14 protein-coding genes are annotated in these 18,325 nt (G+C 73.1%); 8 read left to right on the top strand and 6 right to left on the bottom strand.

Annotated elements, in window-relative coordinates; translation table 11 throughout:
- Window positions 1-4: 4 nt before the first annotated feature.
- Window positions 5-727 (bottom strand): hypothetical protein, encoded by a 723-nt coding sequence (locus Q1B24_RS07045; protein WP_299925437.1) that lies wholly within the window; start codon window positions 725-727, stop codon window positions 5-7.
- A 138-nt stretch (window positions 728-865) separates the two neighbouring features.
- On the opposite strand from Q1B24_RS07045, the gene Q1B24_RS07040 reads away from it, so the two are divergent.
- Window positions 866-1,735 carry a MerR family transcriptional regulator gene (locus Q1B24_RS07040; protein ID WP_299925434.1) on the top strand — a complete coding sequence of 290 codons (870 nt, stop codon included), beginning with the start codon at window positions 866-868 and terminating at the stop codon, window positions 1,733-1,735.
- 21 nt (window positions 1,736-1,756) lie between these two features.
- Here the strand turns inward: Q1B24_RS07040 and Q1B24_RS07035 are convergent, their stop codons facing one another.
- Window positions 1,757-2,002 (bottom strand): hypothetical protein, encoded by a 246-nt coding sequence (locus Q1B24_RS07035; RefSeq protein ID WP_299925431.1) that lies wholly within the window; start codon window positions 2,000-2,002, stop codon window positions 1,757-1,759.
- 114 nt (window positions 2,003-2,116) lie between these two features.
- Between Q1B24_RS07035 and Q1B24_RS07030 the strand changes: the two genes are divergently transcribed.
- A complete protein-coding gene (locus Q1B24_RS07030) occupies window positions 2,117-2,977 on the top strand; it encodes a MerR family transcriptional regulator (RefSeq protein WP_299925428.1) in 861 nt (286 codons plus the stop codon).
- A gap of 3 nt (window positions 2,978-2,980) precedes the next feature.
- Here the strand turns inward: Q1B24_RS07030 and Q1B24_RS07025 are convergent, their stop codons facing one another.
- Complete coding sequence (locus Q1B24_RS07025; protein WP_299925426.1) at window positions 2,981-4,708, bottom strand: fumarate hydratase; 1,728 nt, start codon at window positions 4,706-4,708, stop codon at window positions 2,981-2,983.
- 193 nt (window positions 4,709-4,901) lie between these two features.
- On the opposite strand from Q1B24_RS07025, the gene Q1B24_RS07020 reads away from it, so the two are divergent.
- The 4 genes from Q1B24_RS07020 to Q1B24_RS07005 all read left to right on the top strand — a co-directional run bounded on the left by Q1B24_RS07020 (window position 4,902) and on the right by Q1B24_RS07005 (window position 8,735).
- Entirely contained in the window at window positions 4,902-6,026 is a 1,125-nt protein-coding gene (locus Q1B24_RS07020; protein ID WP_299925423.1) for an ABC transporter substrate-binding protein, read from the top strand.
- A gap of 86 nt (window positions 6,027-6,112) precedes the next feature.
- Entirely contained in the window at window positions 6,113-6,904 is a 792-nt protein-coding gene (locus tag Q1B24_RS07015) for an ABC transporter permease subunit (RefSeq protein ID WP_299925420.1), read from the top strand.
- Window positions 6,901-7,689: an ABC transporter permease subunit gene (locus Q1B24_RS07010; RefSeq protein ID WP_299925417.1), complete on the top strand. Its 789-nt coding sequence runs from the start codon at window positions 6,901-6,903 to the stop codon at window positions 7,687-7,689. The genes Q1B24_RS07015 and Q1B24_RS07010 overlap by 4 nt, the downstream gene beginning before the upstream one ends.
- On the top strand, window positions 7,686-8,735 hold the full coding sequence (locus tag Q1B24_RS07005; RefSeq protein WP_299925414.1) for an ABC transporter ATP-binding protein: 1,050 nt from the start codon (window positions 7,686-7,688) through the stop codon (window positions 8,733-8,735). Before Q1B24_RS07010 ends, Q1B24_RS07005 begins: the two co-directional genes overlap by 4 nt.
- Before the next feature lie 6 nt (window positions 8,736-8,741).
- Here the strand turns inward: Q1B24_RS07005 and Q1B24_RS07000 are convergent, their stop codons facing one another.
- Window positions 8,742-9,509 carry an isocitrate lyase/phosphoenolpyruvate mutase family protein gene (locus tag Q1B24_RS07000; RefSeq protein ID WP_299925411.1) on the bottom strand — a complete coding sequence of 256 codons (768 nt, stop codon included), beginning with the start codon at window positions 9,507-9,509 and terminating at the stop codon, window positions 8,742-8,744.
- Between the two features lie 63 nt (window positions 9,510-9,572).
- On the opposite strand from Q1B24_RS07000, the gene Q1B24_RS06995 reads away from it, so the two are divergent.
- Window positions 9,573-10,640, top strand: coding sequence for an NAD(P)-binding domain-containing protein (locus Q1B24_RS06995; protein ID WP_299925409.1), 1,068 nt, complete (start codon window positions 9,573-9,575; stop codon window positions 10,638-10,640).
- A gap of 17 nt (window positions 10,641-10,657) precedes the next feature.
- Here the strand turns inward: Q1B24_RS06995 and Q1B24_RS06990 are convergent, their stop codons facing one another.
- Window positions 10,658-13,561 carry an AAA family ATPase gene (locus tag Q1B24_RS06990; RefSeq protein WP_299925407.1) on the bottom strand — a complete coding sequence of 968 codons (2,904 nt, stop codon included), beginning with the start codon at window positions 13,559-13,561 and terminating at the stop codon, window positions 10,658-10,660.
- 116 nt (window positions 13,562-13,677) lie between these two features.
- Here Q1B24_RS06990 and Q1B24_RS06985 point away from each other — a divergent pair, with 116 nt between their 5' ends.
- Complete coding sequence (locus Q1B24_RS06985) at window positions 13,678-15,372, top strand: CapA family protein (protein WP_299925405.1); 1,695 nt, start codon at window positions 13,678-13,680, stop codon at window positions 15,370-15,372.
- Here Q1B24_RS06985 and Q1B24_RS06980 read toward each other — a convergent pair.
- Window positions 15,290-18,262 (bottom strand): AAA family ATPase, encoded by a 2,973-nt coding sequence (locus Q1B24_RS06980; RefSeq protein ID WP_299925403.1) that lies wholly within the window; start codon window positions 18,260-18,262, stop codon window positions 15,290-15,292. The genes Q1B24_RS06985 and Q1B24_RS06980 overlap by 83 nt on opposite strands.
- Window positions 18,263-18,325: the final 63 nt, after the last annotated feature.

The following is an 18,325-nucleotide window of genomic DNA, read 5'->3' as shown; positions in this document are numbered from 1 at the left end:
GGCCTCAGCGGCGGGCGAGGTAGAGGAAGTACTGCTCCGGCCGGTCCTGCAGCAGCACGTCGTGCGCCTGCTCCTCCGCGGACCCGAACACCGTGCGGAGCGAGGTCAGCAGGTCCGGCGCGGCGCTGGCCGACCACACCACCAGGACGCCTCCGGGTCCCAGGACGTCCCGGCAGCGCCGGAGGAACTCCTCCTCGTAGACCGCTTCGTTGCGCTCGTGCACCAGGTAGCCCGGGCCGTTGTCGACGTCGAGCAGCACGAGGTCGTACGTCGAGCGCGCCTCGGCGATCGCCATCGCGATGTCGGCGTTGACGACGCTGGCGCGGGTGTCGGCGAGCACGGCCGGCCCGTGCGGCACCGTCCCGTCGCGCATCCACCGGATCAGCGCCTCCTCGATCTCCACCACGACGGCTTGCTCGACACGCGGATCGGCCAGGACCCGCTGGAGCGTGAAGCCGAGCCCGAGTCCGCCGACGAGCACGGCCGCGGGCTGCTCGACGAGGTCGAGCGCCTGCGCGGCGAGCTCGATCTCGCTCGTCGTCTCGAGGGTGTCCATCACGAAGACGCCGTTCACGCGGAGCTCGAGCACGTCGGCGCCGGTCCCGGACGTACGCTGTCGCAGCACCACCTCGCCGCGCGGGCTCTCCGCGCGGGCGACGTCAGCGCTCGTCTGCGCGCTCGTCTCCGCGCTCGTCCCGACGTCGGTCGGGGTCTCGGGGCTCACCATGGCGTCATCCTGCCAAGCCCGGCGCCGTACGCGACGTCGACCCGGCCCCGCGGGGAAGCTTCGTCCAAGGTCGCCGCGCACCAGAAGGTGTCGCGAAATGGCTGCCCAGACGCGCGTGGCGCGTCTACCGTGAAACCTGTGTACACCGTGAGCCGCACCGCTGAGCTCACGGGCGTGCCCTCCGGGACCCTCCGCAAGTGGGAGCAGCGCTACGGGGTGGTCGTCCCACAGCGCTCACCCGGCAACTACCGGCTCTACGACGACGACGCGGTGCGCCGGCTCAGCGTGATGCGCAGCCTCGTCGAGGCGGGGTGGACGGCGCAGGAGGCGGCCCGCCACGTGGCCGAGGACGTCGCGGCCGCCGAGGCCGAGGTCGAGCGACCGGAGGAGCCGGCCTACGAGGCACGTTTCGAGACCCTCGTCGCCTGCGCGCAGGACTTCGACGTCCCCCGGCTCGAGCGACTGCTCGCCGAGGGGTTCGCAGACATCGACGTCGTGTCGGTGGTCGACGACTGGTTGCTGCCCTCGATGGTCCACCTCGGCAAGGCGTGGCAGCGCGGGCTCGTCTCGGTCGCCGGCGAGCACTTCGTGACCGGCGCCGTGCACCGGCGCCTCGCCCTCACCTTCCAGTCGCTGGCGCCCGCCCCGAGCGGGGGACCGCGCGTCGTCGTCGGTCTCGCGCGCGGCTCGCGCCACGAGATCGGTGTGCTGGCGTTCGCGCTGGTGCTTCGCTCGCGCGGCGTCGCGGTGACCTACCTCGGCGGCGACCTGCCGCTCGAGGCCTGGGTGGGCGCCGTCCGGCTCATCCAGCCGGAGGCGGTGGTGCTCGCCGCCCCGACGATCGAGGACCTGCCGGCGGTGCGCGAGGTGAGCGGCGCGCTCGATCCGATGACCGAGGTGCTGCTGGGTGGCGCCCACCAGGACCGCGTCGAGGGCCCGGTGCACCTCGGCCACCGCGCGGGTGCGGCGGCAGCGGCCCTGGCCACCCGCCTCGGCGCCGTCAGCTGACGCCGACGGACCGTCAGCGGATCAGCGGGCGGTGGTCGCCGCCGGCTCGTCGGTGCAGCCGCTGCTGAACCACTGGCTGCCCACGATGTCCATCCGGCAGTGGCGGTCGGTCGAAGGGGCCTCCGACATCGCAGGCGACGCCCCCAGCACGGAGCAAATCGCGGCGGCGACGAGAGCCGCGATTCCCGCGGTGCGCAGCCGGCGATCGGTGCGCCCGTCGCGGTCGGTCGTCGGCTGCGCTGTCATCGTCGCCGTCATGGTCGTCATCAGGTCTCCTGGGGAGGGCTCCTGCGGGTTGTCCACAGTTTGTCCACCGTTGGTGGACAGGAGGACAGTAGGTCCCTGTCCACACTTTGTCCAAAGTTCGCTACCCTGTCGGGTGTGTACACCGTCGGACGCACCGCACAGCTCACCGGAGTGCCGCGCGAGACCCTGCGCAAGTGGGAGCAGCGCTACGGCGTGGTGTCCCCGGCCCGCACCGAGGGCAACTACCGCCTCTACGACGACGAGGCGGTCCGCCGGCTGTCGGTGATGCGCGACCTCGTCGACTCGGGATGGGCCCCGCGTGACGCCGCCAGGCGGGTGCTCGACGAGCCGGTCGGCTCCGTCTCCAGCGAGCACAGGCCCGGATCGCCGCTGTCACGGGTCGACGACCTGGCCTCGTGCGGCGAGGACTTCGACGTCGTACGACTGGAGAGCATGCTCGACAAGGCGTTCGCCGAGGGCGACCTGGCGGACGCCGTCGACGAGTGGCTGATGCCGTCGCTCGTGCGGCTCGGGGAGGCCTGGCAGCAGGGTGCCGTCAGCGTCGCCGGCGAGCACTTCGTCAGCGCGGCCGTCCTGCGTCGGCTCGCGCAGGCCTTCCACCAGCTCCCGCACCCCCAGCCCGGCGCGCCGCACGTGATGGCCGGACTGGCCCGCGGGTCGCGCCACGAGCTGGGGGTGATGGCCTTCGCGATGGTGCTGCGCAGCCGCGGCGTCAACGTCACCTACCTCGGCGCCGACCTCCCCGTCGAGAGCTGGGTCGACACGGCGCGGGTGCTCATGCCCGACGCCGTCGTGCTCGCCGTGCCGACGGTCGAGGACCTCCCGGCCGTGCGCGAGGCCGTCCAGGCGATCACGCCGATCGCCACCGTCCTGCTCGGCGGTGCCCACCAGGGGCGCGTCGAGGGGGCCGAGGCGCTCGGCCACCAGATCGGCGAGGCGGCGGCCGACCTCGCCACGCGTCTCACCGCCGCCTGAGCGCTACTCGGCCGAGCGGACCCGGATCCCCGCACCCGTCAGCGAGCTCAGCGGGACCGTCACCGCGCCGGCGGGGTCGGTGAAGAAGTCGTTGCCCTTGTCGTCGACGACGATGAAGGCCGGGAAGTCCTCGACCTCGATCTTCCACACGGCCTCCATGCCGAGCTCCTCGTACTCCACGACCTCGACGGACCTGATGCAGTCCTGCGCGAGGCGGGCGGCCGGGCCGCCGATCGAGCCGAGGTAGAACCCGCCGTGGGTGCCGCACGCCTCGGTCACGGCCTTGGACCGGTTGCCCTTGGCGAGCATGACCGTCGAGCCGCCGGCCGCCTGGAACTGCTCGACGTAGGAGTCCATCCGGCCCGCCGTCGTCGGCCCGAAGGAGCCCGACGCCATCCCGGTCGGCGTCTTGGCCGGACCGGCGTAGTAGACGGGGTGGTCCTTCAGGTAGGCGGGCATCTCCTCGCCCGCGTCGAGCCGCTCCTTGATCTTGGCGTGCGCGATGTCGCGCGCGACGACGAGCGGACCGGTCAGCGACAGGCGGGTCTTCACCGGGTGCTTCGACAGCTCGGCAAGGATGTCGGCCATCGGCCGGTTGAGGTCGATCTGCACGACCTCGCCGCCGGAGATCTCGTCCGAGACGCCGGCGTCGGGCATGTAGTGGGCGGGGTCGGTCTCGAGCTGCTCGAGGAAGACGCCCTCGGACGTGATCTTGCCCAGCGCCTGCCGGTCGGCGGAGCAGGAGACGGCGATCGCGACGGGGCACGACGCGCCGTGGCGCGGGAGCCGGATGACGCGCACGTCGTGGCAGAAGTACTTCCCGCCGAACTGCGCGCCGATCCCGAAGGACTGGGTGAGCTCGAAGACCTGCTCCTCGAGCTCCGTGTCGCGGATGCCGTGCGCGGCCATCGAGCCCTCGGTGGGCAGGTCGTCGAGGTAGTGCGCCGAGGCGTACTTCGCGGTCTTGAGCGCGAACTCCGCGCTGGTGCCGCCGATGACGACGGCCAGGTGGTAGGGCGGGCACGCGGCGGTGCCGAGCGAACGGATCTTCTCGTCGAGGAACTCCATCAGGCGCGTCGGGTTGAGGACCGCCTTGGTCTCCTGGAAGAGGAACGACTTGTTGGCTGACCCGCCGCCCTTGGCCATGAAGAGGAACTTGTACTCGGGGCTCTGGCTGCCGTCGGGCCCCACCTTGGCCGGCGTGGAGTAGAGCTCGATCTGCGCGGGCAGGTTGGTGCCGGTGTTCTTCTCCTCGAACGTCGTCAGCGGCGCGAGCTGGGAGTAGCGCAGGTTGAGCCTGGTGTAGGCGTCGTACACCCCGCGGCTGATGGCCTCGCCGTCGTCGGCGCCGGTGAGCACGCCCTCGGACTTCTTGCCCATCACGATCGCGGTGCCGGTGTCCTGGCACATCGGCAGCACGCCGCCGGCGGAGATGTTGACGTTCTTGAGCAGGTCGAGCGCGACGAATCGGTCGTTGCCCGACGCCTCCGGGTCGTCGATGATCGTGCGCAGCTGGGCGAGGTGGCCGGGGCGGAGGTAGTGGCTGATGTCGTGCATCGCCTCCTCGGTGAGCCGTCGGATCGCCTCCGGCTCGACCTTCAGGAAGGTGCGTCCGTCGACCTCGGTCGTCGACACGCCCTCGGTGGTGACCAGCCGGTAGGGCGTCTCCGGAGCGCCGTTGGAACCGGCGGTGGGGAGGAGGTCGGAGTAGTGGAATTCAGCGGCGTTCACGGCTGGTGATGCTACGCGGGGTCGGTGCCCTCGTCCGACGCGCCCTCGGGCTCGCGCACCACGCGGGGCCACACCGGTGTTCATCGGTCGTATGCCACGCGGTCACGCGGGAGTAGCCTCCGAACGGGTGGGACCGACGAGGCTCCGCCCGGCAGACCTGCCGCTCTCGGATCCATGTCCCCCTGGAGGTCCAGTGAACACCCGCAAGACGCTCGTCTCCGTCGCCGCGATGGCCACCCTGCTCTCGGCCGCCGCCTGCGCGGCGCCCGAGAAGGAGAACGACACCACCACCGAGAGCGGCGTCGACGCCGCGTCGGCCACCTCCGTCGAGGACTTCGGCAGCATGGACGAGCTCATCGCGGCCGCCCAGGACGAGGGCGAGCTCAACGTGATCGCGCTGCCGCCCGACTGGGCCAACTACGGCGAGATCATCTCGACGTTCGAGGACACCTACGACATCACGGTGAACTCCGACCAGCCCGACGCCGCCTCGCAGGACGAGATCAACGCGGCCAACGACCTCCAGGGCACCGACCGCGCGCCCGACGTGTTCGACCTCGGCCAGTCGGTCGCCCTGGCCAACACCGACATGTTCGCGCCCTACCAGGTCGAGACCTGGGACGACATCCCCGACGAGTTCAAGGACCCCGACGGCGCCTGGGTCAACGACTACGGCGGCTACATGTCCATCGGCTACGACTCCGCCGTGGTGCCTGACGTGACCTCGGTGAAGGACCTCCTCGGCCCGGAGTTCAAGGGCAAGGTCGCGCTCAACGGCGACCCGACGCAGGCCGGCGCCGCCTTCAGCGGCGTGATGATGGCGTCCATCGCCAACGGTGGCTCCGCCGACGACATCGCCCCGGGTGTCGACTTCTTCTCCGAGCTCAAGAAGGCCGGCAACTTCCTCACCGTCGACCCCGACTCGACCACCATCGAGCAGGGCACGACGCCGGTCGTCATCGACTGGGACTACCTCGGCTCGGCCGCTGCGGCCAACGTCGACACGTGGAAGACCGTCGTGCCCGAGGAGGCCGTGGTCGCGGGCTACTACTTCCAGGCGATCAACGCCGACGCGCCGAACCCGGCCGCTGCACGGCTGTGGCAGGAGTTCCTCTACAGCGACGAGGGGCAGAACCTGTGGCTCAAGGGCGGCGCCCGTCCGGTCCGCGGTGACGCGATGGCCGAGGCCGGCACGATCGACGCCGAGCTGTGGGACGCGCTGCCGGAGGTCACCGGCGACCCGGTCATCCCGACCGACGACCAGACGGTGACCGCCGGCGAGTACCTGGCCGAGAACTGGTCCAAGGCCATCCGCTGAGCACCGCCACGACGAGCGGGGGCACGGGCCGACGGTTCGCCGTCGGCTCGTCCCTCGCGCTCCTGCCGTTCCTGCTCTTCGTCCTGGTGTTCCTCGTCGTCCCGACGCTCACCGTCGTGGTCGGCGCATTCCAGGACGAGGACGGCGCGCTGACCCTGGGCAACCTCGAGGCACTGACCAGTGAGGCCGCGCTCACTGCGCTGAGGGGGTCGCTGGTCCTGTCGGCGTCGACCGCCGTGATCGGTGCGGTCCTGGGTGCGGTGCTGGCCTACCTGGTCGTGTCGATGTCCCCGCAGAGCCTCCTGCGGCGGTCGACACTGGCCGTGAGCGGGGTGCTCGCCCAGTTCGGTGGCGTCGTGCTGGCCTTCGCGTGGATCGCGACGATCGGTCCGGTGGGCGTCCTCACCCAGGCGATGTCCGACCTGTTCGGGGCGGACATCTACGGCAGCGGGTGGCTCTTCGGCCTGCCCGGCCTGGTCGTCGTCTACTCCTACTTCCAGATCCCCCTGATGGTGATCGTCTTCGCCCCGGCATTCGACGGACTGCGGCCGCAGTGGCGCGAGGCGGCGGTCAACCTCGGGGCGAGCACGTGGACCTACTGGCGCCACGTCGCCCTGCCCCTCCTCACGCCGGCCTTCCTCGGCGCGCTGCTGCTGCTGTTCGCCAACGCGTTCGCGGCCTACGCCACCGCGGCCGTGCTGGTCAGCCAGGGCCAGCCCATCGTGCCGCTGATGATCCGCCAGGCGATCACGAGCGAGGTCCTGCTGGGCCAGGCCAACGTGGGGTTCGCCCTCGCGCTGGAGATGATCGTGGTGGTCACGGTCGTGATGGTCGGCTACAACCTGCTGCTGCGGCGTACGGCGAGGTGGATGCGATGACCCCGTCCACGGGCTTCAAGGTCTTCCGCGTCGTCGGGCTGCTGGTGTTCGCGGCCTACTTCTTCGTGCCGTTGCTGGCGATGTTCGACTTCTCCACGCAGCGCCGCGGCAGCGCCGAGGGGCGCACGTGGGACAACTGGGCGTTCATGGTGACCGACGAGGACCTCCGTTCCTCGATCGTCGCGTCGCTGCTGCTGGCCCTCTTCACCGTCGTGCTGATGGTGGCGCTGCTGGTGCCGACGATGGTGTGGGTGCGGCTGCGGGTGCCCAGGGCCCGCGGGCTGATCGAGTCCCTGTGCCTGCTCCCGCTGACGATCCCCGCGCTGGTCATCGTCGTCGGGATCACCAACGTCTACTCCTGGGTGACCTACCTGCTGGGCGACAGCGCGCTCGTCCTCACCTTCGCCTACGTCGTGCTGGTGCTGCCCTACTCCTACCGCGCCATCGACGCGGCGCTGTCGGCCATCGACGCGGCGACGCTGTCGGAGGCGGCCCGCTCCCTGGGCGCCGGCTGGTTCACCGTGATCGCGCGCATCATCATGCCCAACATCACCAGCGGGATCCTGGGCGCCGCCTTCATCGCGGTCGCGCTCGTGCTCGGCGAGTACGTCTTCGCCTCCCTGCTGCACTTCGACACCCTGCCGGTGGCGATGGCGGCGCTCTACAAGAGCAACGGGCCGGCCGCCATGGCCGCGGCCCTCGCCTCGATGATCCTGGTGGCCGTGCTGCTGGTCGGCCTCACCTTCCTCAGCCGTGACCGGCACAAGCAAGGAGCCTCCTCATGACCGACCTCAGGACCGAGCGCGGTCTCGCCGTGGAGCTGTCCGACCTCACCCGCGTCTACGGACAGGTCCGCGCGCTGGACGGCCTCACCCTGGACATCGAGCCGGGGGAGCTCGTGGCCCTCCTCGGACCGTCCGGTTGCGGCAAGACCACCGCGCTGCGGATCCTGGCCGGCCTCGACACCGCCACGTCGGGGAGGGTCTCGGTCGGCGGCAAGGACCTGACCCGGGTGCCGGCCAGCAAGCGTGACATGGGGATGGTCTTCCAGGCCTACAGCCTGTTCCCGCACATGACGGTCGCCGACAACGTCGCCTTCGGTCTCAAGATGCGCGGTCGCGACGGAGCCGCCCGACGGGCGCGGGCGGGTGACATGCTCGACCTCGTCGGTCTCGCCGAGCACGCCGACCGCTACGCCCACCAGCTCTCCGGCGGTCAGCAGCAGCGCGTCGCCCTCGCCCGGGCGCTGGCGATCGAGCCCTCGGTCCTGCTGCTCGACGAGCCGCTCTCGGCCCTCGACGCCAAGGTCCGCGTGCAGCTGCGCGACGAGATCCGCCGGGTCCAGATCGAGGTCGGCACCACGACCCTCTTCGTCACCCACGACCAGGAGGAGGCGCTCGCCGTCGCCGACCGCGTCGGCGTCATGAACGCCGGCCGGCTCGAGCAGGTCGCCCCGCCGGCCGAGCTCTACTCGGCCCCGGCCAGCCAGTTCGTCGGAGAGTTCGTCGGCCTCAGCAACCGGCTGCCCGCCCAGGTCACGGGCGACACCGCCGCCGTGCTGGGGCGCGACGTGCCGGTGCTGCCCGGCTCGACCACCGGCGCGGGCCGCGCGCTCGTGCGTCCCGAGGCGGTCTCCGTCGTCGCCGACCCCGACGGCCCGGCCACGGTGGCCACCGTGATGTTCCTCGGACCGCTGTCGCGGGTCACGTGCCGGCTGTCCGACGGGACCGACGTCGTCGCCCAGCTCGCGAGCACCGAGGCGCTGCGCCTCCGGCCCGGGGACTCCGTACGCCTCGAGGTCGCGCCGGAGCCGGTGCTGGTCATCGCCTGACGGCGGTCAGCGCCAGGGGGCGACCAGCGCGGCGAGGTCGGGCGCCAGCTCCTGCATCAGCTTGGGACCGAAGGTCACCCGGTGCACGCCCATCACCTGCAGGTCCTCCAGCGACCCGGCGGCGCTGCCGGTGCGCGGGTTTGCGATCACGTTGACCGGGCCGGACAGGGCGTCGAGCAGGGCCTGCAGGGCGGCGGCGTCCGGTACGCCGACGGGGTAGACGCAGCGCGCGCCTGCCTCCTCGCACGCGCGCAGGCGCGTGATCGCCTCGTCCACGGGGTCGGCGAACCGGTCCTTCTTGAGGAAGACGTCGGTGCGCGCGTTGACGACGAGGTCGACGCCGGCCGCGTCGGCGGCCTGACGGAGCGCGCCGACGTAGTCGGCGTGCTCGGCCGCGGACCGCATCCGCCCGCCCTCGGAGTGCACGGTGTCCTCGACGTTGAGTCCGACGGCACCGGCCTCGAGCAGCCGCTCGACCAGCTCGTCGGGCGCGGCCCCGTAGCCCGCCTCCATGTCGGCGGTGACCGGGACCTCGGGCACGGCCGAGCAGATGCGGCGTACGCCGTCGAGGGCGTCGTCGAGCGTCATGTCCTCGTTGTCGCCCTGTCCGCGGGAGTCGGCCAGCGGGTGGCTGCCGATGCTGAGCGCACCGAAGCCGGCGCCGGCGACGACCTTCGCGGACCAGGCGTCCCAGACGTTGGGCAGGACCAGCGTGGAGCCGGTGTGGTGGAGCTCGAGGAGCCGGGTGGCCAGGACGGCGACGGAAGTGGTCATGTCCCGAGGCTGCCACGCGTCGGGTCGCGGGCATAGAGGCGAGCAGGTGGGCGTTGGGACGGCATGCACGTCCTCGACTCCGTGGTGATCGGCGCCGGCCAGGCCGGTCTCGCCGCGTCGTACTTCCTGCGCCAGCGCGGCATCGACCACGTCGTCCTGGACGCCAACCCGGGGCCGGGCGGGGCCTGGCAGCACCGCTGGTCGTCGCTGCGGATGGACGACGTGCACGGGGTCGCGGACCTGCCGGCCTCGACCGCACCCGACGGCAGCGACCGCGCCGCCAACCTGGTGGTGCCCGACTACTTCGACGGCTACGAGCGGTGGCACCACCTCCCCGTCGTCCGGCCGGTGCGGGTGGACCGCGTCGAGAGCGAGGGGGACCTCCTCGTCGTGCACGCCGGCGATCAGGTCCGGCGCACCCGGACGCTGGTGAACGCCACCGGCACCTGGACGCGTCCCTTCGTCCCGCACTACCCGGGCATCGCGTCGTTCGCCGGCGAGCAGCTGCACACCGCCGGCTACCCGGGCCGCGAGCACTTCCGTGGCAAGCGCGTGCTCGTGGTCGGTGGCGGCGCCTCCGCGGTGCAGCTCCTCGGCGAGCTCGCACCCCTCACCGACACGCTGTGGGTGACCCGGCGCCCGCCGGTGTGGCGCGAGGACGACTTCGACGCAGCCGCCGGCCTCGCCGCCGTCACGGCCGTCGAGGAGCGCGTACGACGCGGCCTGCCGCCGGCGAGCGTGGTCAGCGTGACCGGCCTGGCGCTGCGCCCGCAGGAGCAGGAGGCGGCCCGGCTCGGCGCCTACGAGCGGCGGCTCCCGATGTTCGAGCGGATCGAGCGCGACGGCGTGCGGTGGGCCGATGGCCGCTTCGAGCCGGTCGACGTGATCCTCTGGGCGACCGGCTTCCGGCCCGCCGTCGAGCACCTCGCGCCCCTCGGCCTCCGGTCGCCCGAGGGTGGCATCGCTCTCGTCCCGGTGCGCGGCAACGTGCAGGGCGCGACCACCGCCGCGCGCGACCCGCGCGTGCAGCTGGTGGGCTACGGCCCGTCGGCGAGCACCGTGGGCGCCTCGCGCGCCGGCCGCCAGGCTGCGCTCGCGGTGTCTCGGCACCTCGCTGCGGTCGCCGCCTGACTCTCTTCCGATCGTGCTCAGCCGCCCTGGGCTGCGGTCCGGGCAATCGCCTGCGCCAGCGGGACGTGCTGCACCGCGCCTTTGGCGGCCTTGTGCAGCAGACGTGCGGCGACCGTCCCCTGACCCTCGCGCAGCGCAGCCTGGGCGGCTCGCCACTGGCAGTACGCCGCGTCCTGCGGACGATGGAGGGTGTCCCAGGCAGTGGCCGCGCGCGCCCAGGCCTCCGCGGGGTCGCGACGGTCCAAGCGGGCCAGCTCCGCGACCCAGACCAGCTGGTGGGCACCCCGGTCCGCGCCGATGCCGTCGGGGCCGAAGGGGTCCACGGGCAGGCCCCGCTCCAGGTCGACGAGCTGCTCCCGCTCGGCCCGTCGCTCGGAACTGCTCCTGCCGGAGCGGTCGGCCACGTCAGCCGCGGCGCGTGCCCGCGTGGCCAGGAGGTGGGCGGACTCCCTGGCCAGGTCGTTGCCCGCCACGAAGGCGATCGCCCGGTCCAGGGTGGTCGTCGCCTCTTCCGGGCGTCCGGCCCACAGCAGCGCCGTTGCTCGGATGTGGTCCCTCAACACCGAGCCCGACGCGTAGTTGCCGACCGCCACGACCTCGGCCAGCCCATCGATGGCACTGCTCAACGCACCTTGCGCGATCTGGACGGCGTACAGATAGGTGCGTGTCCACGTGAGGTGGCGTCCGTGTCGGCCCGTCGCGCGGGCGGTGACCGTGTCGGCTGCGGCCTTCACGTCTCCCGCTCGCAAGTGGGCAGCGGCGAGGCTCGCGAAGACGAAGTCGGCGAAGAGGCCCTCGAAGCCCCAGAGGTCCGCCTGCTCCACCGCGTCACGTGTTGCCGCGACGACGTCGTCGGCCGGTGCGCCGGCCGCGAGGAGGACCTCGGCATGCACGGCGGCCACGCGCAGGCAGCCGTCCGGATCGGCAGACGGCGCGATCGCCGTTCGGGCCCTCTCCGCCGAGGATCTGGCTTGCTCCGGATCGCCCTGTGCGAGCTGCTGCCAGGCGGAAAGGACGAGCATCCGACGCTCGAGCCTCACGTCGCCGATCAGCTCAGCCATCGTCAGGCCGCGAGCGATGTCGGCCCGCACGTCGGCATCGCGGCCGAGTGTGCCGAGGATGTTGGCCCGGACCTCGAGCAGGTGCCCTGCCTCGCTGGACGGCGGATACCGCTCGCTGATCGCGACGGCCTCGTCCAGGAAGCGCAGGCCGAGATCGACGTCGCCGAATGCGCACTCGAGGTCGCCGGCGCGCAACAGGATCTGCGCACGTCCCTGGTCGGGTACGTCGACCACCATGGCGTGCTGGATGTGACGGCGCACGACCGCGACATCCTCGCCGGCCCCGATCGCGGCCTCGATGGTTCGCGTGTGGAGCTCCGCCAGTCCCAGGGGGCGGTCGCGCTCCGGCGTCGTGCTGACGGGCCAGAGCTCGAGCGCGCGCAGCCACTCGGGGTAGGACTCCCGTCGGGCAAACCGCTCCTCTGCCGCGGTGCCTGCCGTCAGTCGCCAGGTGAGCTCGCGCTCGGCATCGCCTGCCGCTCGCCAGTGCGAGGCGATCTCGGTGGCCGGTGGTTCGGGGAGCGCGGCGAGCATGTCAGCGACCCGTCGGTGGACCTCCGCGGCCTCGCCCGGGACGAGGCGGTTGCGAACGGCCTCTGCGATGAGCGGGTGGCGGAGCTCCACTCGGTCGTCACCGGTCGCGACCAGCCGCTGCGCGACCAGCCCGCGCAGCACTCGTGTCGGCTGGACCTCGAGGCCCATCACCTGGGTCAGCTCCAGGACCGTCAGCGGTCGGTCGGCGATGCCCAGGGCTCGGGCCAGCTGCCAGTCCGCCTGGTCCAACCTCGCAAGACGCTGGGCGAGGAGCCGGTCGAGCCCGGCAGGCAGCGTGCCCGGAGTCGGTCCGGGCGTGGTCAGCTGTTCGGTGAAGAGAGGCTGTCCCCGGCTGCGGGCGAAGATTCGTCCGAGCTCCTGGGACGACGGCGCGTGCCCGCGTAGCAGAGTCAGCTGCTCGTTGGTCTCGTCCTTGCTGAGCTCGGCCAGGCACACCTCCACCGATTCACGGGTGGTCCGTGACAGCCACACCGCGTGGTGCTCGCTGACGTCGGGGTCCTCGGTGCGCCATGTTCCGACGAGGGGGACCCGCGCGCGACCGTCCTCCAGCAGGGTGACCAGATCGAGGGTGGCGGAGTCCGCCCAGTGGAGGTCCTCCAGCACGAGAGCCAGGGGCCGCGCGGCGCCAAGCGCTCCCAGGACGGCGGACACCGCGCTCAGCAGGCGGTGCCGGGCGAAGTCAGGAGCGCCCGAGGGCAGATGGGCCGCCGCGAGCTCGGGCAGCAGCGTGCCCAGCGCAGGACCGACGTAGCTGGGGCTGTGCGCGAGTGCGTCGTCGAACCACGAGCCACCGTCCACGACGCGCAGCTCACGGAAGGCATCACTCACCGGCATCAGCGCGGCCGGTGTGGACAGGGGGCGACAGCGGCCAGTGACGACGAACGCGTCGCTGCGCTCGGCAGCTGCGTTGACGAGCGTGGTCTTGCCCATCCCGGCCTCGCCGGTGACGAGGAGCAGGCCTGCGCCCTCCTCGAGGTGTCGGCGTACAACGTCGAGCTCGGTCCGACGGCCGGCGATCCTCGGCGCCGGCGTGGGATCCACATCGGACGGGTCGGTCGCCGTCAGCCACAGTCGGTGGAACTCACCGGTGTCGCCGTCCATGGCCTCGACCAGCAGCTCGAGGGTGCCCCAGGTCGGGAGTGCCGGAGCGGAGAAGACCTTGGAGACGGTGGTGTGCGAGACGCCCGTCCGCGCAGCGAGGGTGCGCAGGGAGGGCCAGCCGGCGCGGTGGTGGAGGCCGTGGAGCTCGGCCACGAGGCCGCGGTGCGGTCCAGGGGGCAGGTCGGGGCGGGGGAGCGCGCTCACGAGACCTCCCTCCACCAGGTCGTGCCTCAAGGATCGGCCCCTCCGGCGGCGGTGTCCACCGAGATCGAGGTGCAGGCTCGACAAAGGTTCAACCACCCCCGGGGCACACTCGGAGGATGGACGTTCGGGTGCGTCACCTCCCCGGGGTCGCCGCCTGCGCGCTGGTGCTCTCGGGGTGCAGCTCGGCCCCCGCCGGGGAACCGGCACCGTCTCGACCCGCCGCCGGTGACACGTCGACGACCATGCCGCTGGGGGAGGGCGAGGTGACCCTCGCCTTCGGCGGGGACGTCCACTTCGAGGGTGCCGCCGGGCAGCTGCTCGAGCGCCCCGGCGGCCTGGGCCGCATCTCCCGGACGCTGCGTGCCGCGGACGTGGCCATGGTCAACCTCGAGACGCCGGTGACGCGGCGCGGACAACGCGACCCCAAGGAGCTGGAGAACGCCGGCGACCGCTACTGGTTCCGCACCGGTCCCCGGGCCGTCGACGTGCTGGCCGACGCCGGTGTCGACGTGGTCAGCGTGGCCAACAACCACGCGGGCGACTACGGCGCCACGGGCCTGGCTGACACCCTGGCCGCCGGGCGCGAGCGCGGGGTGGCGATGGTCGGGGCCGGCCGGGGCGAGGCGGCGTACGCCCCGCACGTCGTGGAGGTCGGCGACCTCGAGGTCGCCTTCCTCGCCGCGGACGGTGTCCAGCGCGAGGGTGCCAGCGACGTGTGGACAGCGCGCCCGGGCCGCCTCGGTACGGCATCGGCGCGGGGCAGCAACGCCGATGCCCTGCTCGCCGCGGTCGAGGAGGCGTCCGCACAGGACCAGCTCGTCGTCGTCTACCTGCACTGGGGCAAGGAGTACCAGTCCTGCCCGACGCAGTCGCAGCGCCTGCTCGCACGTGACCTCGCCGACGCCGGCGCGGACGTCGTCGTCGGAAGCCACTCCCACGTGCTCGGCGGCGCGGGGTGGGCGGGCGACGCGGTGGTGGGCTACGGACTCGGCAACTTCGTCTGGTACCACGACCGGCAGGCGGCGACCGGGGTCCTGACCGTCACCCTCGACGGCGGGGGAGCCGTGCAGAAGTCGTGGACGCCGGCGCGCATCTCACCGGTCGACGGCCGGCCCGTCCCCCTCGCGGGCCCCGACCGGGCCCGCGCCGTCGCGGACTTCCGGGCCCGGCAGCGCTGCACCGGACTGGCGGGCGACCCGGGGGAGGCGCAGGCCGACGACCCGGCGTACGACTCCACGGTCAGCCGCATCGACGCCGACCTCGCCGCCCGGATGCGCCGCAGCCACCGACCCGGGTGCCCCGTGCCGCTGCGCGACCTGCGCCACCTCAGGATGACGCACCGCGACTTCGACGGCCGCGCCCGCACCGGCGAGATGGTCGTCCACCGGCGGTGGGCGCGCGAGGTGACCGAGGCCTTCGGACGCCTCTACCACGCCGGCTTCCCGATCGCCCGGATGCGGCTCGTGGACGACTACCGCGCCGACGACGACCTCTCGATGGCGGCGAACAACACGTCCGGCTTCAACTGCCGTCGCGTCGCGGGACAGACGAGCTGGTCGCAGCACGCCTACGGCGAGGCGATCGACATCAACCCCGTGCAGAACCCCTACGTCCGTCCGGGGCGCGTCGACCCGCCGAACGGTCGGCGCTTCGCAGCGGCCGACCGCAGCCGTGGGGCACCCGACCGGCTGGGCGTGATCCGCAGCGGCGACGTCGTCGTCGCCGCCTTCAGGCGGATCGGGTGGGAGTGGGGCGGCTACTGGGTGTCGTCGAAGGACTACCAGCACGTCGCGGCGCCGCGGGGGCGCTGACCCCGGCTCGGGTCCGGTCGATCAGGCCGAGGAGCGGCACGTGCCCGCGCGCCTGGGCGTGGGCACGTCGCAGCAGCCGTCCGCCCAGCGTGCCGCGGCCCTCGCGCAGCGCGAGCACCCCCGCCCGCCAGCGGCAGTACGCCGCCTCGTGCGGTCGCCCGACGAGGTCCCACTGCTCGGCCGCCCCGGCCCAGTGCTCCAGCCGGTCGATGCCGTGGAGCCGGGCGAGCTCGGCACGCCACGTGCTCCGGGCCGCAGGGGCCGCGGCATGGACGGCCTCCGGGGCGAGCGGGTCGGGTGACCACTGCTGCTGCCACGCGGCGAGCCGGGCGGCGAGGGCGCGCCGGCGGGTCGGGTCGACCTCGGCGACGTCGGCGATCGCGCGGGCGGCGAGGCAGAGGAGCGACCCGGTGTAGGGCGACCACGACGTGGCTGTCTCACCGGCGATGCCCTCGCCGATGTGGTCGAGCGCCTGCGCGGGGAGCCCGCGCCACAGGTCGCACAATGCCTGGACGTGGAGCAACGCCTGCCGGTGGGCGCTGGTGCCGAGGTCGAGCGCGCCGACCTTCTCCAGGCGCCGATCAGCGGCCTCGAGGTCGCCGTGCAGCACCTCGACCCAGGCGCGGGTGAGGTGCAGGAAGCGCGTCGCGTGCCGGGGGTCGTCCTTCGTGCGGGGGCGGACCAGCCTCGAGGCGGCGCCGACGGCGCCCTCGTGGATCCGCGCCTCGGCCACGTTGCACACCAGCATCGTGCTCAGGACGAACGAGTCGATCCCGGCCTCGCGCACGGCGGCCAGCCCGGCGTCCGCCGCGTCGGCCACCTCGTCGGCTCGCGCGCACAGCATCAGCAGCAGGTCGGTGTGGTAGGTGCCGAGCCACACGTCGCTGAACGGGTTTCCCTCGACGAGGATCGACCGCGCCTCGCGGACCGCGCGCAGCCCGACGGCGGTGCGCCCCAGGGCGACGTCGTGCCAGGCGCGCTCGGCGAGGGCGTCGCGGTGGAGCGCCGGATCGCCCAGCCGGGCGCTGAGCTGGAGCGTGTGGTCGATGACCGCGTCCGCCTCGGTGTTGCGCCCGGCTCCGCGCAGGGCACACGACTTGTCGCCCAGGGCCCGCACGAGGGAGGCCTGGTCGCCGAGGGACTCCAGCACGGCGATGGCCTGGTCGGCGAGGAGCACGGCGGCGTCGGGATCGACGTGCGCGAGCACCTGGCTGGCCCGGCGCAGCGCGAGCGCGTGGCCGGGCGCCGGGAGCGCCGGCGCGAGGGCCAGGGCCTCCGCCACCCAGTCCCCGGCCTGCTCGGTGCGCCCCGAGCCGATCATGGCGTGGACGAGCTCCAGGAGCAGCTCGGACCTCACGATCCCGGCATCGGCGGGGGCCGGGCCGTCCGCCGGCCACAGCTCCAGTGCCCGCTCCCAGTGGGCGGCCTCCTCGTCCCGCGCCAGCCCACTGCACGCCGCGCGGCCGGCGGCGACGCGCCACGGCAGCTCTTCGCGCGGGTCCCCAGCGCGGCGCCAGTGCTCGGCGACCTCGGCGGCCGAGGGGTGCGGGGTCGCGGCCAGCGCGGATGCCAGCCGGCGATGGGTCGGGGCAGCCTCGCCCGGCACGAGCCGGGCGCGCACCGTGGCGGACATCAACGGGTGCCGGACGGTGACGTCGGTCGAGGTGTAGGGGTCGGCGAGCAGGTGGCGGGCCACGAGCTCGCGCAGCGCGTCGGTGAGCTCGGGCTGGTCCATCGATGTCGCGTCCGCGAGGAGCTGCGGGGTCAGCGGACGGTCGGCCAGCGCCGCGACGAGCAGCACGGCCCGGGCGCTCGGGCCCAGCTGGTCGAGCTGTCGGGCGAGCAGGTCGGCGAGCGGCTCCGGGACCGTGTCGGCCGTCGTCGAGCGCGCCAGCTCCTCGGTGAACAGTGGCACCCCCTGCCCGAGCAGGTGCACCCGCTCGACGTCACTGCGGCGCAGCCGCGGCCCGAGGAGCATCCGGAGCTGCTCCCGGGTCTCCTTGCGTGTGAGGGGCGCCAGGTTGAGCACGAGCGCTGCCTCACGACGCGTGCGGACGAGCCACGCGTCGGCCCCGGGCGACTCGCCCGTGCGCAGGCTGCCGACGATCGGGACGCCCCGGCCGCCGACGACGTGCCGCTCGATGAAGCCGCGTGAGCTCGGATCGGCCCAGTGGAGGTCCTCGACCACGAGCGCCAGGGGACGGAGCGCGGTCAGGGCTGCCAGGGCGGACTCGACGGCGGCGAAGAGGCGGGCGGTCGCGAACCGGTCCTCGACGTCGCGACCGGGCAGCCCGATCTCCGGCAGGACCCGCGCCAGCGCCGGTGCCACGAAGTCGGGGCAGCGGGCCAGTGCCTGGCCCAACCACCGTCCCTCGTCGGCGAGCCAGACCTGGCGCAGCGCGTCGGACACGACCGCGAAGGGTGCGTCGGACAGGAGGGGGAACCCGCTGCTCCTGGCCACGAAGGTGGACACCTGCTGGGCGGCCGCGGCGAGGAGGGTCGTCTTGCCGATCCCCGGCTCGCCGGTGACGACCAGCAGCCCGCCACCGGCCTCGAGGTGACGGCGTACGACGAGGAGCTCGGCGCGGCGCCCCGCGATGCTCCGGGCGGGAGGGGGCAGGTGTCGCACGCCGTCCGCCGTCGCGGCCAGCCAGAGGTCGCGGAAGTCCGCCGGGTCGCCCCCGAGCGCCGGCACCACCACCTCGACGAGCGACCACGCGGGCAGGCGCGGGTGCGTGAAGAGGTGGAACACGGTGGTGTGCGAGCACCCCGCGCGGCGGGCGATGGCGCGGACGCTGGGCCGTCCTGCCTCGTGGTGCAGGCGGTGCAGTGCGTCGACGAGGTCGCGGTGCGGTCCGGCCTCGAGCTCGGGCTGGTGCAGCAGGCCCATCGGCCCTCCCAGGGTCTCCTTCAGGATCGACCCGGGGCGGGGGGTTGTCCAGACGGGTCCCGG

Source organism: uncultured Nocardioides sp. (assembly GCF_947488025.1).
Taxonomy (GTDB): Bacteria; Actinomycetota; Actinomycetes; order Propionibacteriales; family Nocardioidaceae; genus Nocardioides.
Note: the sequence above shows the minus strand (reverse complement) of the source record. Positions and strands in the feature narration are given on the sequence as shown.

Excerpts from the sequence above, each read along its gene's own strand:
- Q1B24_RS07000 (WP_299925411.1), bottom strand. The coding sequence starts at position 9,509 with ATGACCACTTCCGTCGCCGTCCTGGCCACCCGGCTCCTCGAGCTCCAC.
- Q1B24_RS07035 (WP_299925431.1), bottom strand. The coding sequence starts at position 2,002 with ATGACGACCATGACGGCGACGATGACAGCGCAGCCGACGACCGACCGC.
- Q1B24_RS06980 (WP_299925403.1), bottom strand. The coding sequence starts at position 18,262 with ATGGGCCTGCTGCACCAGCCCGAGCTCGAGGCCGGACCGCACCGCGAC.
- Q1B24_RS07010 (WP_299925417.1), top strand. The coding sequence starts at position 6,901 with ATGACCCCGTCCACGGGCTTCAAGGTCTTCCGCGTCGTCGGGCTGCTG.
- Q1B24_RS07045 (WP_299925437.1), bottom strand. The coding sequence starts at position 727 with ATGGTGAGCCCCGAGACCCCGACCGACGTCGGGACGAGCGCGGAGACG.
- Q1B24_RS07005 (WP_299925414.1), top strand. The coding sequence starts at position 7,686 with ATGACCGACCTCAGGACCGAGCGCGGTCTCGCCGTGGAGCTGTCCGAC.
- Q1B24_RS06995 (WP_299925409.1), top strand. The coding sequence starts at position 9,573 with ATGCACGTCCTCGACTCCGTGGTGATCGGCGCCGGCCAGGCCGGTCTC.
- Q1B24_RS06985 (WP_299925405.1), top strand. The coding sequence starts at position 13,678 with ATGGACGTTCGGGTGCGTCACCTCCCCGGGGTCGCCGCCTGCGCGCTG.